This window comes from Limnohabitans sp. 15K, assembly GCF_002778285.1.
In the GTDB taxonomy this organism is placed as follows: Bacteria; Pseudomonadota; Gammaproteobacteria; order Burkholderiales; family Burkholderiaceae_C; genus Limnohabitans_A.
On the sequence record NZ_NESM01000004.1, the window covers coordinates 36,289 to 50,717 of the forward strand.

A 14,429-nucleotide genomic window follows, 5' to 3' on the forward strand; every position below is an offset into this window, starting at 1 on the left:
ACAGTGGGAAGCTTTTGTCTTGCCCTTTCAGCGCCAACCACCGTGCCTGAAACCCGGGTTGTAGGCTGGGCCATAACGGTGCCCTCCGCTCCAACCCAGGTTGATGCTTGTGTAACTGGGCGGGTAATAGCGGTAAACCGGGCTGGGCACGTAAACCACGCGCGGCTCGGAGATGACGGTGACCGTTTCTGTCACTGAGGGTGCTGCCGAATAGTAAGTTTCAACTGGCGCCTCGGAGCGGGGGGCGCTCAAGGGCGTGACTTGCAGTGAAATGGTGGGGCCGGGGTCTTGGGGCAGCTGCACGTTGTATTGCTTGCCCGCATATTCATAGACCACGTTGTAGCCCACCAAGCGGTTTTCATAGACGGTTTGTGTGGTGCAGGTGGTGGTGGGCTGCGGGGCGTTGCCCTGGCTTTCGGCTTTGTCACCCAACATGGCACCACCAATGACACCTGCCATGGCCGTGAGGCCTTTGCTGTCTCGTCCACCCAGTTGGCTGCCGATCAGCCCGCCAGCAATCGCGCCGATGAGGGCACCGCCCCCTGAGTTTTGGGCCGGAGCCACCGCAGGGCTTTGGGTGCAGGTCTGGCGCGGCACAGCAGCCTGTTGGTAAACCGGTGTGCGCGAAACCACTTGTCCGATTTCCTGAGCGTGTGCGCCCAAAGCCGAAAGGAGCAAAGCACTGGTGGTGATCCAAGTTTTCATGATTTTTGCGAATTGGGAGTAGATCAATTGAGTGTAAGTCGGTCAGATCCAAGCCACACGTTTTGAAAAGTAAAGATTTGTGACCAGCGTGTCAAAGCGGCCACTGTTCGGGTGTGTAGCCCACCGTGATCTTGCCGGAAGGCCATGCGACGACAGGCCGCTTGATGGTGCTGGCGTGTTCTTGCATCACCGCCTTGGCCGAGGCGCTGTCGGTCACACCCGCTTGCACCGCTGGGTCGAGCTTGCGCCAAGTGGTGCCTTTGCGGTTGAGCAGGGTTTCCCAGCCCACGGCGGCCAGCCAAGTGTTCAGTTCAGCTTCTGGCACGCCTTGTTTCTTGAAATCGTGGAAAGTGGCCTCCAGGCCTTGGGCGGCCAGCCAAGTCCGGGCTTTTTTGACAGTGTCGCAATTGGGGATGCCGTAAACAATCGGGTGCATAGCTCAAACCGGAAAAGAAAGGGACAGGACTGGGCGACAATCGCCGCCATGAAGACTCTACAGCAATGGCTCGACTGGTGCGAGCAGTTACACCCCGTGGCCATTGACATGGGCCTGGACCGCGTGAAAACCGTGGCCGATCGCATGAATCTGCGTTTTGACTGCCCCGTCATCACCGTGGCGGGCACGAATGGCAAGGGCTCGACCTGCGCCATGCTCGAAGCAGTGCTGCTGCAAGCGGGCTACCGCACGGGTGTTTACACCTCACCGCACTTGGTGCACTTTGAAGAACGCTGCCGCTTGCATGGCGAATCGGCATCGGCTGAGGTATTTGCCGATGCTTTTGCCGCTGTGGAAGCCGTGCGGGGTGATGTCAGCCTCACGTATTTTGAGTTCAGCACCTTGGCCATCCTGCACATGATGGCCAGCGCCAAGCTGGACGTGGCGATTTTGGAGGTGGGTTTGGGCGGCCGCCTGGATGCCGTGAACATCATCGACGCCGATTGCGCCGTGATCACCAGCATCGACATCGACCACACCGCCATTTTGGGCAAAGACCGCGAGAGCATTGGTTTTGAAAAGGCCGGCATCATGAGAGGCGGACGTCCAGTGATCGTGAGCGACCCGGTGCCACCCCAAAGCGTTTTGGACCATGCAGCCGCCTTAGGTTCGGATATTTGGCTTTTTGGCAGAGATTTCAATTTCTCAGGCGACAAGCAGCAGTGGGCTTGGGCTGGGCGTGACCGCCGATACAGTGGCATGGCCTACCCGGCTCTGCGCGGGGCCAATCAATTGATCAACGCTTCGGGCGTGTTGGCGGCGCTGGACGCCTTGCGCCAGCGCATTCCCGTCACCGCGCAGGCCGTGCGCAACGGTTTGGCCATGGTGGAGCTGCCCGGGCGCTTCCAGATCGTGCCAGGGCAGCCGGTTTTGGTGCTCGATGTGGCGCACAACCCGCATTCGGTGGCCGCGCTGGCGGTCAATTTGGATGCGATGGGTTTTTACCCCACCACCCACGCGGTGTTGGGGGCGATGGCCGACAAAGACTTGTTGCCCATGCTGCAAAAGGTCAATCCGATGGTGGACAAGTGGTACTTCACCGATTTGCCCTTGCCCCGAGCCGCCAAAGCAGCCGATTTGCAGCAGGCCTGGCAGGCGCAAAACACCCGCACAGATACTTCGTCCAGCGTTCATGCAGAGCCCATGCTGGCCCTCCAGGCAGCCATCGATGCGGCAGACCCGGCTGATAGAATTGTTGTCTTTGGCTCCTTCTATACCGTGGGCGGTGTTTTGAGAGACGGCACCCCGCGTCTGCAAGCCAAACACCTCGCCCCGTGAGCACCCGTTATGGCCTTTTTCAAGTTTCGAATGCCAGCTCAAACCGCTTCAACAGAAGCCGCGGCACCTGGCCCCAATGAAAACCTCGAGGTGGTCCGTCGCCGTGCGCGACACCGTTTGATGGGGGCCGTGGTGCTGGTGCTGGTGGCGGTGGTGGGATTTCCGCTGCTGTTTGACACCCAGCCACGACCTGTTGCGGTTGACACGCCCATTGTGATTCCTGACCGCCAAAGCACGCCGCCTTTGACCAGTGCCGTGCCTTTGCCCGCCTCGCAGGCCCCTGCCAAGCCCTTGTTGCCTGCACCTTCGCCTTCGCCTGAGGCGGTCTCTGCTCAAGCCAGCTTGGATGCCCGCGAAGAGGTGGTTTTACCAGCAGCTTCGGTTGTTCCGGTGCCGGTGCCTAAGCCAGCAGCGGTCAAAGAAACCCCTCCCGCTGAAAAAATCGCTGAAAAAGCCCCTGAAAAACCTGCAGTGGTCAAACAAGAGCCCAAGCCAGTCGTTGCGGCCAAGCCCAAAGACGATGGCAACAAAGCCCAGGCTTTGCTGGAGGGCAAAACAGCCAAACCTTCTGCCGGACGTTTGGTGATTCAGGTGGGTGCGTTCAGCGACACCGCCAAAGTGCGCGATGTGCGCAGCAAGCTGGAGCAAGCGGGCGTGAAAACTTACACCCAGACAGTGGAAAAAGATGGCAAAAACACCATCCGCATACGTGTAGGCCCCTACGAGACCAAAGAAGAAGCAGACAAAGTCGCTGCTCGAATTCGCAAGCTCGACTTGCCTGTTTCATTCTTGAAGATCTGACATGGCGGTCAGCCTCACCGATTGGGTTTTGCTGGGCGCATTGCTCTCGTCCATGGTGGTGGGGCTTTGGCGCGGTTTGGTTTATGAGGTCTTGTCTTTGGCGGGCTGGGTGGCTGCATTTGTGGTGGCCCAGTGGCTGGCCGCCGATGTGGTCGCTTGGTTGCCCATGATTCAGAGTGCGCCCGAGTCCATTCAGTATGCGGTCGCTTTTGTAGTGGTCTTTGTCGCCACGTTGTTTGCGGCTGGGTTCTTGTCTTGGTTGATCAAGAAGCTGGTGGAAACCGTGGGCTTGCGCCCTGTGGACCGGACTTTGGGCGCTTTGTTTGGCTTGGCGCGGGGCGTGGTGTTGCTGCTGGCTTTGACCGTGGTGCTGCAGTTGACCGGTGTGTCGCGTGACGCTTGGTGGGCGACGGCCCAGGGACCGGTGTGGCTGCAAGTTTTGCTCACGGGTTTGAAGCCCATGTTGCCCCAAACTTTCGTGGAATATTTGCCCTGAATTTGTCAGAGCGATTCGATTTTTGAACGGATAAACGTATGTGTGGAATTGTCGGCGTTGTCAGCAGCGCTCCGGTCAACCAGTTGATTTATGACGCCCTGTTGCTTTTGCAGCACCGAGGGCAAGATGCGGCGGGCATCGTCACCCAGTTGGACCGCAAATTTTTCATGCACAAAGCCAAAGGCATGGTGCGCGACGTGTTCCGCACCCGCAACATGCGCAGCCTGCCTGGCAACTGCGGTTTGGGGCAGGTGCGTTACCCCACGGCGGGCAACGCCTTCAGCGAAGAAGAAGCCCAGCCCTTTTATGTGAACGCGCCATTTGGTTTGGTGTTGGTGCACAACGGCAACCTGACCAATGCCCACGCCTTGAAGGCCGAACTGTTTTCAGTAGACCACCGCCACATCAACACCGACAGCGACTCCGAAGTTCTGCTGAACGTTTTGGCCCATGAATTGGAAAAAACCACCCGTGGTTTGCCGCTCAAGCCCATGGACGTGTTTGAGGCCGTGCGCGGCGTGAACCGCCGTGTCAAAGGCTCTTACGCGGTGATCGCCTTGATCGCAGGCCACGGTTTGGTGGCTTTTCGCGATCCGCACGGCATTCGCCCCTTGTGCATGGGCCGCAGCGAAGACGGCTCCATCATGCTGGCGAGCGAGTCGGTCGCATTGGATGGCACCGCTCACCAGTTTGAGCGCGATGTGGCCCCGGGTGAAGCCATTTTTGTGGACCTGGACGGCCAAATGCACACCCAGTCCTGCGCCGACAAGTCGCAATTGAGCCCCTGTATTTTTGAATACGTGTACCTGGCTCGCCCAGACTCCACCATGGACGGCATTTCGGTTTACCAAGCCCGCTTGAACCTGGGCGAAACGCTGGCCAAGCGCGTGATCTCCACCGTGCCGCCCAGCGACATCGATGTGGTGATCCCGATCCCCGAGTCCAGCCGCCCCAGCGCCACGCAGTTGGCGCATTTGCTGGGCATTCCTTACCGCGAAGGTTTTGTCAAAAACCGCTACGTGGGCCGCACCTTCATCATGCCGGGCCAAGCGGTTCGTAAAAAGTCGGTGCGCCAAAAGCTCAACACCATCGTCAGCGAGTTCAAGGGCCGCAATGTGCTGCTGGTGGACGATTCCATTGTGCGCGGCACCACCAGTCGGGAGATTGTGCAGATGGCCCGCGACGCCGGGGCCCGCAAGGTCTACATGGCCAGCGCCGCGCCGCCCGTGCGTTTTCCCAACGTGTATGGCATCGACATGCCCACGTCCGAAGAGTTGGTGGCGCATGGCCGCAGCATCGAAGAAATCCGCCAAATCATTGGTTGTGACGCCCTGATTTACCAAGACGTGGACGCCATGAAAACCGCGGTGGCCCAAGCGCGTGTTAATGCAGCGGGTGCACTGTCGGATTTCGACGCGTCTTGCTTTGACGGCGTGTACGTGACGGGCGATATTTCGGCCAACGACATCAGCCGTTTGAACCAAACCCGTCCTCAAGCCGAAGAGGGCGATGACGACAATTCGCGTTTGGCTTTGCCCAACGCCAGCGTGTGAGCCTCTAACATGACAGAACCCAACCGATTTGACGATTTGCACATCGAAACCTTGGCCGTGCGTGCCGCGGTGGAGCGCAGCCAGTACGGCGAAAACTCCGAAGCGCTTTACCTGACCAGCGGTTATGTGCAGCCGACAGCCGAATCTGCCGCACGACGTTTTGCGGGCGACGAAGAGGGCTACACCTACGGGCGCTACGGCAACCCCACGGTCAGCAGCATGGAAATGCGCTTGGCTGCGCTGGAGGGCACAGAAGCCGCCATGGGCACGGCCTCTGGCATGTCCGCCATCTTGATGATGTGCATGGGCCTTTTGAAGGCGGGTGACCATGTGGTGTGCTCGCGCTCCATGTTCGGCTCTACCATCAAACTCATTGGTTCAGACCTGGCCAAGTTTGGCGTGGAATCCAGTTTTGTTTCGCAAACCGATTTGAAAGAATGGCAAGCGGCGGTTCGCCCCAACACGCGCTTGTTGTTTGCCGAAACGCCCACCAATCCACTGACCGAAGTGTGTGACATCCAGGCACTGGCCGACATCGCCCACAACGCCGGTGCTTTGTTTGCGGTGGACAATTGTTTTGCAACGCCCGCCCTGCAACGCCCTGTGGCCATGGGAGCCGACATCATCATGCACTCGGGCACCAAGTACCTCGATGGCCAGGGCCGCGTGATGGCAGGCGCGTTGTGCGCCTCGCAGCAAATGATCACCGAGAAGTTTTTGCCTGTGCTCAAAAGCGGTGGCATGACCTTGGCACCTTTTAATGCGTGGGTGGTGCTCAAAGGCCTCGAAACATTGGACTTGCGCATGCGCGCGCAGACAGCCCGCACCCAAATTTTGGCCGAATGGCTCGAAAAGCACCCCGCCGTGGCCCGTGTTTACTACCCCGGTTTGGCCAGCCACCCTCAGCACGAACTGGCCATGCGCCAGATGTCGGGCCTAGGCGGCGCTGTGTTGTCCTTTGAGGTCAAAGCCGAGGGTCCGGAGCAATCGCGACAACGCGCTTTCCATGTGATGGACCAGATGCAAATGTTGTCACTGGCGACCAATTTGGGCGACACCAAAACCATGGTGGCGCACCCGGCCAGCACCTCGCACGGCCGCTTGACCGAAGCGCAACGCCAAGCCGCAGGCATTGGCCAAGGCTTGATCCGTGTGGCGGTGGGCCTTGAGTACCCGCAAGATGTTCAAAAAGACCTGTCCCGCGGTCTCGATACCCTCTGATATGACCCACCTCGCACGCACACGAACTCGCTTTGCCCCGTCGCCCACGGGCTTCATTCACCTGGGCAACATCCGCTCGGCTTTGTACCCTTGGGCCTTTGCCCGCGCCACGGGCGGTGACTTTATTTTGCGCATCGAAGACACCGACCTGGACCGATCCACACAAGCATCTGTGGACGTGATCATTGAAGGCATGGCTTGGCTGGAACTGAACCACGACGAAGGCCCGTTCTATCAAATGCAACGCATGGACCGCTACAAGGCGGTGCTGGCCGAGCTGATTGCCGCAGGCCATGTCTACCCCTGCTACATGAGCATGGAAGCCTTGGATGCGCTGCGTGAGCGCCAAATGGCCAACAAGGAAAAGCCCCGTTACGACGGCACATGGCGTCCTGCTGACGGCAAGACCCTGCCCGATATTCCAGAGGGCGTGAAACCCGTCTTGCGTTTCAAGAACCCCATCGGCGGTGTGGTGGCTTGGGACGACAAGGTCAAGGGCCGTATTGAAATCAGCAACGACGAACTCGACGACTTGGTGATCGCCCGGCCTGACGGCACTCCCACCTACAACTTCTGCGTGGTGGTGGACGACATCGACATGCAGATCACACACGTCATTCGTGGTGACGACCATGTGAACAACACGCCGCGTCAGATCAACATCTTCAAAGCCCTGGGCCAAGAGCCACCGGTGTATGCCCACCTGCCTACTGTGCTGAATGAGCAGGGGGAGAAGATGAGCAAGCGCAACGGTGCCAAAGCCGTGACGGCTTACCGTGACGAAGGCTATTTGCCCGATGCCATGGTCAATTACTTGGCCCGTTTGGGCTGGAGCCACGGCGACGATGAGATCTTCAGCCGTGCGCAGTTCCTGGAGTGGTTCAACCTGGACCACTTGGGCCGCAGCGCCGCGCAGTTTGACGAAGCCAAACTCAAATGGGTCAACGCCCAGCACCTCAAAGCCATGTGCGATGACGCATTGGCCCAACACGTCCAGCCCTTCCTGGCCAAACTGGGCGTGGTGGCCGATGAACGACTGGCCAGCATTTGTGGTTTGTTCAAAGACCGTTGCGACACGCTGGTGGTTCTGGCGCAATGGATTTCGGCCTTTTATTTGGACGTGGTCCCCAATGCTGAGGAAAAGACTTTGCATGTGACCGATGCTGTCAAACCAGCCTTGGCCTTGTTGGCCGACAAGTTGGCGGCATGTACATGGGACAAGGCTTCGATTGCGGCAACGATCAAGGAAACCTTGACCGAAACGGGCCTCAAGATGCCACTCTTGGCCATGCCGGTTCGGGTGTTGGTGATGGGCACTGCCCAGACGCCATCGCTGGACGCCGTGCTGGCTTTGAGTCACCGCGAAAAAATTCTGCAGCGTTTGAAAAACGCCTGATTTTCTGTCTATAATTCGAGTCTCGACACCAACGAGGCATAACAAAAAGCAGCAATGCTCAAAGTTATACCAAAGGGGGTATAGCTCAGCTGGGAGAGCGCTTGCATGGCATGCAAGAGGTCATCGGTTCGATCCCGTTTACCTCCACCAACGTGTTGAGAATGTTCGCAAGAACACGATTCGAAAGAATCAGTCCAGGTTATGACCCTATCGTCTAGAGGCCTAGGACATCACCCTTTCACGGTGAGTACCGGGGTTCGAATCCCCGTAGGGTCGCCAAGTTTTGTAGCACTTGGTCAGTTTGCAAAAGCAGTCTGACAAAAGTTACAGCTACCAGGAGTGGTAGTTCAGTTGGTTAGAATACCGGCCTGTCACGCCGGGGGTCGCGGGTTCGAGTCCCGTCCACTCCGCCAAAATATCCTTTTAAATAAAGGACTTACAAAAAGCCCGATAAGAAATTATCGGGCTTTTTTGTTGTTTTTTGGAGGCTAGCTGACGCCAAATTGCCCCCCATCTAAATTTATTGATATGTAAATGGATTTTTAGATTGTGGTTCCATTTGTATGCGTACCGGCAGGTCCAGAGCGCGTAATGTTCAACCATCAAACGCAGCCTACTCAACAAGGGTCAGGCATCTCAAGTTGTTCCGGTCCTCTCGACTGAGCTCTGTGCGAAGTTAAGTCGATGGAGTCTCGCCGTGGTCGTAGAGCTGATGGAGAGCGGTGAGCTTGCTAGTTTGCGCACCGGCAACCATCGACTTGTCAATGTAGCGGCGTTACGGCAACTTGCAATCTTAGAGTCGACTCTTGCGGCTGCGCGACTCGTTCAACCCTCAACGAGCCAACATATCTTGAGCTCCAATAGAGCTTTTTTTAATGGCTGGAATGCAATCGCTGGATAGCTTTAATCTCGTAGGCGTTGACCAGCCTCTTGAAGTACTTGTAGATTTCAGCCAATTTCACATTCAGTTGAATGCTGGAAAACCCTTCATCATTTTTGTCTATCGGGATCACGCCAGTGACCACGCTTTTAAAGTATTCGGGGTCTTTGTTCCTGATGGGTTGACAGCGATCAATTGCTTGAAAGATCTCTTCAAGGCCATAGCCATGGTCTCTGGTGAGAACCATCAAATCGTAAAGGTCACGCGACTTCACTCGGTCATAGATGACGATGCTTTTCATGACAAGAAGCCCATTGACGCCGAGCAGATCAAAACCGCCCTTGCAAACCATCACCTTTGGCGCTGACTTCAAATAGTCAATTTGTGCCTTAGGGCGATCATTTTCATTGCGGGAATGAAAAGTCACCTTGGCACCATCAATCAAGTAATCCTGAATGTAGTGGTCAAGGTTGTCTGATGTGTTGATTTTGAATCCCAACTTTTGTTCGGATGTGATCAGGCTTTCAATCGTGGAGCCATTTGCAGCCAACTCATCCATAAGCCCGTCGATGGCTTTGATGGGTAATTTCTGGCCAAAAATATTGAAGTCCAAGTCTTCGCTGATTCGGTGCCCAATTTGCAACGCCAATGCAGTGCCGCCCACGAGGGTAAAGCCAGCCAATCTGGGGTCGCCGTTGAGGCGAGCGAAATTCTTCTGAGTCGCCTCTGGCATGAACTGCAGTTTGAGCTTATGCATTCGCTTGCTCCTTTACTGTTCGCAAGCCTTTGCTGATGTTGCCCAGCATCCGGGTCACACTGGCGTTGGCCATAGGCTCAAAAGAACGACGCTTGAAGACGCGCTTGACCTTGGGGACGCCGTAGTAGAAGCACAACCTGGCCACATCCTCGAACTTGTGCTTTTCGAGAACCTTGCTGATCAATACATCGTCCCTAATGTTGGGGTTTGACCAGTCATAAGCACCCGACAAACCGATCTTGACGGACTTGCGTGGCGCGTTGGCTTGCGCAATGACGGTGCGCAGCCACGCTGGGATCAAAGCTGCGTAGCTGTCAATTTCCCCTTCTGCCCAGTCACCCGTGGCACGCTGGATGTCCAGTGTTGTGAGGTCTTTGATGCCCCGGGTCCACAACTCAAGCAAGACCCTGCCCTTGGGGCTGGCAGCGAGCTGGACTTTCCTTGGACTCATGCGGCGAAATTGCACGGTGTGTCCGGCGGCTTTGACGGTGCGCGACAGACCAGAAGTGGGCACCACCAGCAGCTGATCTGTATCTCCGGATGGCGCAAGTCCCAATCGCTCCCCCGTCTTTTGCGCAGCAGCATAGGCAATGGTTTGTGCATCCACTTGCTGACCTGATTTGGCATACAGCCCTCTGGCTACCCGTTGGATGATTCCTGATCTCATCATCCGCATGAGTGCTTGGTCAACGGCCGCACGAGTCCCCACCGACAAAAAGTCAGTACTTGAGAAGACGCATCCTTGAGGTTTGTCTGCGATAGCTTGTCTGATCGTTTGAACTTTGAGCATGTCAGAAATTATGAATGTTTTTCAAATAATGTCAAAATTATTTGAGTGGCTGTGATAGGCCTCGTTGCATGCAAAGAGGTGGGGGTTGCATGCGTGTATGTAGGGTCAGGAGAACAATGAAATTGCGACAGTAATTTGAGGCGGAAATGCTCTTAACCCAGTTTCAAAGCCAAGTCTGAAGCGTTAGGGTGGTAGCACCTTGCCAACACAGCACTTGATTTGTGTCCCGTGACTTTCATCCATTCGTGAAGTTGAAGCTTTTCTGCCAAGCGCGAAATTGCCTCATGCTGCAGGTCATGAATATACAAACTATTGGAATCTGGAATATCCTCTAAAAAGTAAGATTTCTACTCAGTAAAAATGGAATCCACACCTATACTGAAATGAGTAAAGAATTGATTGAAATATGAATAAACTTCAAAATACCCCCATCGGTTTTCGTTTGGCAGTTTCTTTTTTGGCTGTAGTTATTTTGTTGATTTCTGTTGCAGGAATTGGTATTTTTGAGCTCCGTTCCGTCGAGCGGGATCTGAATTTGATCGTCAAAGATCGTATGATGAAGGTCCAACATGCAAACGCTATTGAAAACGAGATGAACCGTCAGGCGCGTGCCATCCGCACGGCGATCATCGCCATGGACGCGAAAATCGTTGACGGTGAGTTAGCCAAGGTGACAGAGTCCAAAAGATTAACGGCTGAAGCCATCGATGCACTGGAGTTGACGGTCAGTACACCGGAAGGAAAAGCGGCACTCGCGAAACTGGAATCACTCAGAAATGCATACCGCGAAAAACAAGACATCCTTGTGGGCATGATCAAAGGCAAAGATGCGGCAGAAAGCGGCGCTTATTTGATCAAAGAGATATTGCCTGTTCAAGCCGAGTACTTGCACAGCGTCGAAGAGTTCATTGCCGTACAAAATGAAGCGATCAAGAAGACCAGCGATCAAGCCCTTGCGGATGTCAATTTGGGCCAAATGTGGATGTTCATCATCTCTTCGGCTGCGATCGTGTTCACGTTGGTGATTTCTTGGGTGATCACGGGATCCATCACCAAGCCCCTCAAAACCATTCAAGATGTGATCACCAATGTGGGGAAAAGTTTCGATTTCAGCCTCCGGGTCAACATCGGTTCTAAAGACGAGTTGGGTCAAACAGCTGCGGTATTCAATGAGATGGTGTCGCGCCAACAAATGGCCATCAACGAAGTCAATCAAGTGGTCAGCGCCATTGCCGAAGGTAATTTTTCACGCCAAGTGAAGACAGAGATGAGCGGTGATCTCCAAACGATGAAGATCGCCGTCAATCAATGTGCTTCCAGTGTGTTTGTCACCATGAATGCCTTAACCGATGTGATGCAAGCACTCCAAAAGGGTGATTTCAGTCAACGGATGTCGACTCAAGTCAAAGGAGAAATCAGAGCAACGGTGGATGTGACCATGCAAGCCATGGAAACGTTGATCGATGAATTGGGACGTGCCTTGTCCAATTTGGCCACAGGTGATCTGAGAGGCCGTGTTGTTGTTGAAACATTCGGCGATCTAGAGCGTTTAAAAAACAACACCAACGTCTCTCTTGAAGCGTTGGGTGGTGTGATGAAAGAACTCAACCACAATGCACAGCAAGTGGCTACCGCCGCCAATCAATCCAGCGAGGCTTTGAGCCAAGTGAGTGATGGCGCCATCAATCAAACCCACGCGATCTCCCAAATTGTGATTGCGGTCAAAGAAGCATCGAAAGCGATTGAAGACGTTTCTAAAAATACCGAATCTGCGTCGATCGAGTCCAAATTTTCAATGGAAATTGTTCTTCACTCGCGAAACAAAATGAATGAAATGGTGGAGGTCGTTGGCAGCATTTCAGACAACTCTAAGAAGATCAACAAGATCACAGGCATCATCGAAGACATTGCCAACAAAACCAATTTGTTGTCGCTCAATGCCGCCATTGAATCGGCCAGAGCGGGTGAGCATGGCAAAGGTTTCAGTGTCGTGGCTGATGAGGTGGGTAAATTGGCCACCATCAGCGCACAAAACGCCAAAGAGATCAAACAGTTGATTGAAAAGGCCGTGCTCGACACGCAGAAAGCGGTTGAAATCGTTCAAGAAGTCGCTGTTGAAATGTCAAAGATCGATGGTGCCTCCAGTGCCTCCAACGGCTTTCTGGTGAGAATTTCCTCGGCGATCGAGCAACAAAACAGTGCGGTACAAGAGATCGCCGCCAACCTAGAAAACCTCGACATGATTGCGCGATCAAACGCCAACGCCAGTGAAGAGATCACGGCGTCGGTCATAGAGCTTTCGAGGATTGCCGACTCGACTCGCAAAAGCTTGTCGAACTTCAAAATTGAATCGCCCAGCGTTTGAGCGGATCATAAAGACACGGTGTCCTGGAATTAAAAAAGCCGCTCAACTTGGTTGAGCGGCTTTTTTTTAAACCATGGGGCCCAAATAAGGGCTTGGTTTACAGACCTGCAGCGGCTTTCAATGCAGTGGCACGGTCGGTGCGCTCCCAAGTGAAGTCGGGCTCGTCACGACCAAAGTGACCGTAAGCGGCGGTCTTGCTGTAGATCGGGCGCAGCAGGTCCAGCATTTGGATAATGCCTTTGGGTCGCAAGTCAAAGTACTCAGCAACCAGAGCGGCGATTTTGTCGTCAGAGATCACGCCTGTGCCTTCGGTGTTCACTGTGATGTTCATCGGGCGCGCCACACCAATGGCGTACGCCACTTGAATTTGGCATTTCGTGGCCAAGCCTGCGGCCACGATGTTCTTGGCCACGTAGCGGGCAGCGTAAGCAGCAGAGCGGTCCACCTTGGATGGGTCTTTGCCAGAGAACGCACCACCGCCGTGCGGGCATGCACCGCCGTAGGTGTCCACAATGATCTTGCGGCCGGTCAAGCCGCAATCGCCCTGGGGACCGCCGATGACGAAGCGGCCTGTGGGGTTGATCAAATATTTGGTGTCTTGCAGCCACTCTTTGGGCAACACGGGCTTGATGAGCTCTTCGATGATGGCTTCGGTGAAGCTGGCCTTCATCTTGGTGGCTGTCTCGCTTTGGTCAGGGCTGTGTTGGGTCGACAAGACCACGGTGTCGATGCTGTGCGGCTTGCCGTCCACGTAGCGCATGGTCACCTGGCTCTTGGCGTCAGGGCGCAAGAAAGGCAAACGGCCGTCTTTGCGCAACTGGGCTTGGCGCTCGACCAAACGGTGTGCGTAATAGATGGGGGCGGGCATCAGCTCTGGCGTTTCGCTGCATGCGTAGCCAAACATCAGGCCTTGGTCGCCCGCGCCAATGTTGAGGTGGTCATCGGACGCGTGGTCAACACCTTGGGCGATGTCGTTGGATTGCTTGTCGTAACAAACCATCACGGCGCAACCTTTGTAGTCGATGCCGTAGTCGGTGTTGTCGTAGCCGATGCGCTTGATGGTGTCGCGTGCGACTTGGATGTAGTCGACATGCGCGTTGGTGGTGATCTCGCCCGCCAACACGACCAAACCGGTGTTGGTCAGGGTTTCAGCAGCCACGCGTGAACGTGGGTCTTGCTCGAAGATGGCGTCCAAAATCGCGTCAGAGATTTGGTCCGCCACTTTGTCGGGGTGACCTTCTGAAACGGATTCAGACGTGAAGAGGTAATTGCTGGACATGAAAAAAGCTCCTTGTTGACAGAGGTTGTTCGGCGTTGCCGACCCTGTTAACCCGGAGCCTGGCGAACGCTTTAGCAGAATTTATGAATCGCCCTGCAAGTAGTTCAGGTAACTCGGCGATGCACAAATTATAAAAGAAGGCAGAGCCCTCTTCAAAATCATGTCCAATACAGCCCATGGACATCCCAACCCCAATAGAAAATCGCTTGGTTGACCTCGAAATCAAGGCCGGTTTCACCGAAGACCTGCTGGACCAGCTCAATGCACAGGTCTACAGACAGCAGCAACAGATTGACGCGCTCATCCAAGAGTTGCGTCAGATGCGTGACCGACTGCCCGAGTCAGGCGGCGGCGCTGAAATGCGCAATTTGCGTGATGAAATTCCGCCGCATTACTGAAGGCAGTTGTTGAC

At 55.1% G+C, this 14,429-nt stretch carries 13 protein-coding genes and 3 tRNA genes; 11 read left to right on the forward strand and 5 right to left on the reverse strand.

What is annotated here, in order from left to right; translation table 11 throughout:
* Positions 1-27: 27 nt before the first annotated feature.
* Positions 28-705: a glycine zipper 2TM domain-containing protein gene (locus B9Z40_RS13585; RefSeq protein WP_100173913.1), complete on the reverse strand. Its 678-nt coding sequence runs from the start codon at positions 703-705 to the stop codon at positions 28-30.
* Between the two features lie 91 nt (positions 706-796).
* Positions 797-1,141 carry an arsenate reductase gene (locus B9Z40_RS13590; protein ID WP_100173914.1) on the reverse strand — a complete coding sequence of 115 codons (345 nt, stop codon included), beginning with the start codon at positions 1,139-1,141 and terminating at the stop codon, positions 797-799.
* 48 nt (positions 1,142-1,189) lie between these two features.
* On the opposite strand from B9Z40_RS13590, the gene folC reads away from it, so the two are divergent.
* The 9 genes from folC to B9Z40_RS13635 all read left to right on the forward strand — a co-directional run bounded on the left by folC (position 1,190) and on the right by B9Z40_RS13635 (position 8,359).
* The gene (gene folC, locus B9Z40_RS13595; RefSeq protein WP_100173915.1) at positions 1,190-2,479 is read left to right on the forward strand and encodes a bifunctional tetrahydrofolate synthase/dihydrofolate synthase; all 1,290 of its coding nucleotides are present in this window, start codon (positions 1,190-1,192) and stop codon (positions 2,477-2,479) included.
* Between the two features lie 30 nt (positions 2,480-2,509).
* Entirely contained in the window at positions 2,510-3,280 is a 771-nt protein-coding gene (locus B9Z40_RS13600; RefSeq protein WP_369823460.1) for an SPOR domain-containing protein, read from the forward strand.
* Between the two features lies 1 nt (position 3,281).
* Positions 3,282-3,776, forward strand: a complete 495-nt coding sequence (locus tag B9Z40_RS13605; protein ID WP_100173917.1) for a CvpA family protein — start codon at positions 3,282-3,284, stop codon at positions 3,774-3,776.
* Between the two features lie 38 nt (positions 3,777-3,814).
* A complete protein-coding gene (gene purF, locus B9Z40_RS13610) occupies positions 3,815-5,329 on the forward strand; it encodes an amidophosphoribosyltransferase (protein ID WP_100173918.1) in 1,515 nt (504 codons plus the stop codon).
* A 9-nt stretch (positions 5,330-5,338) separates the two neighbouring features.
* Positions 5,339-6,550 carry an O-succinylhomoserine sulfhydrylase gene (locus B9Z40_RS13615; RefSeq protein WP_100173919.1) on the forward strand — a complete coding sequence of 404 codons (1,212 nt, stop codon included), beginning with the start codon at positions 5,339-5,341 and terminating at the stop codon, positions 6,548-6,550.
* 1 nt (position 6,551) lies between these two features.
* On the forward strand, positions 6,552-7,946 hold the full coding sequence (gene gltX, locus B9Z40_RS13620; RefSeq protein ID WP_100173920.1) for a glutamate--tRNA ligase: 1,395 nt from the start codon (positions 6,552-6,554) through the stop codon (positions 7,944-7,946).
* 74 nt (positions 7,947-8,020) lie between these two features.
* Positions 8,021-8,096, forward strand: a tRNA-Ala gene (locus tag B9Z40_RS13625).
* Positions 8,097-8,149: 53 nt separating this feature from the next.
* A tRNA-Glu gene (locus B9Z40_RS13630) sits at positions 8,150-8,225 on the forward strand.
* Between the two features lie 57 nt (positions 8,226-8,282).
* Positions 8,283-8,359: transfer RNA gene (locus B9Z40_RS13635), tRNA-Asp, on the forward strand.
* 459 nt (positions 8,360-8,818) lie between these two features.
* Here the strand turns inward: B9Z40_RS13635 and B9Z40_RS17280 are convergent.
* Together B9Z40_RS17280 and B9Z40_RS13645 are read right to left on the reverse strand one after the other, a co-directional pair.
* Positions 8,819-9,583, reverse strand: a complete 765-nt coding sequence (locus B9Z40_RS17280; RefSeq protein ID WP_100173921.1) for a nucleotidyl transferase AbiEii/AbiGii toxin family protein — start codon at positions 9,581-9,583, stop codon at positions 8,819-8,821.
* Positions 9,576-10,373, reverse strand: a complete 798-nt coding sequence (locus tag B9Z40_RS13645) for a DUF6088 family protein (RefSeq protein WP_100173922.1) — start codon at positions 10,371-10,373, stop codon at positions 9,576-9,578. Before B9Z40_RS13645 ends, B9Z40_RS17280 begins: the two co-directional genes overlap by 8 nt.
* A 406-nt stretch (positions 10,374-10,779) precedes the next feature.
* Between B9Z40_RS13645 and B9Z40_RS13650 the strand changes: the two genes are divergently transcribed.
* The gene (locus B9Z40_RS13650) at positions 10,780-12,738 is read left to right on the forward strand and encodes a methyl-accepting chemotaxis protein (RefSeq protein ID WP_100173923.1); all 1,959 of its coding nucleotides are present in this window, start codon (positions 10,780-10,782) and stop codon (positions 12,736-12,738) included.
* Positions 12,739-12,835: 97 nt separating this feature from the next.
* Here B9Z40_RS13650 and metK read toward each other — a convergent pair whose 3' ends face one another.
* Positions 12,836-14,017, reverse strand: a complete 1,182-nt coding sequence (metK, locus tag B9Z40_RS13655; protein ID WP_100173924.1) for a methionine adenosyltransferase — start codon at positions 14,015-14,017, stop codon at positions 12,836-12,838.
* A gap of 176 nt (positions 14,018-14,193) precedes the next feature.
* On the opposite strand from metK, the gene B9Z40_RS13660 reads away from it, so the two are divergent.
* A complete protein-coding gene (locus B9Z40_RS13660; protein WP_019430677.1) occupies positions 14,194-14,415 on the forward strand; it encodes a SlyX family protein in 222 nt (73 codons plus the stop codon).
* Positions 14,416-14,429: the final 14 nt, after the last annotated feature.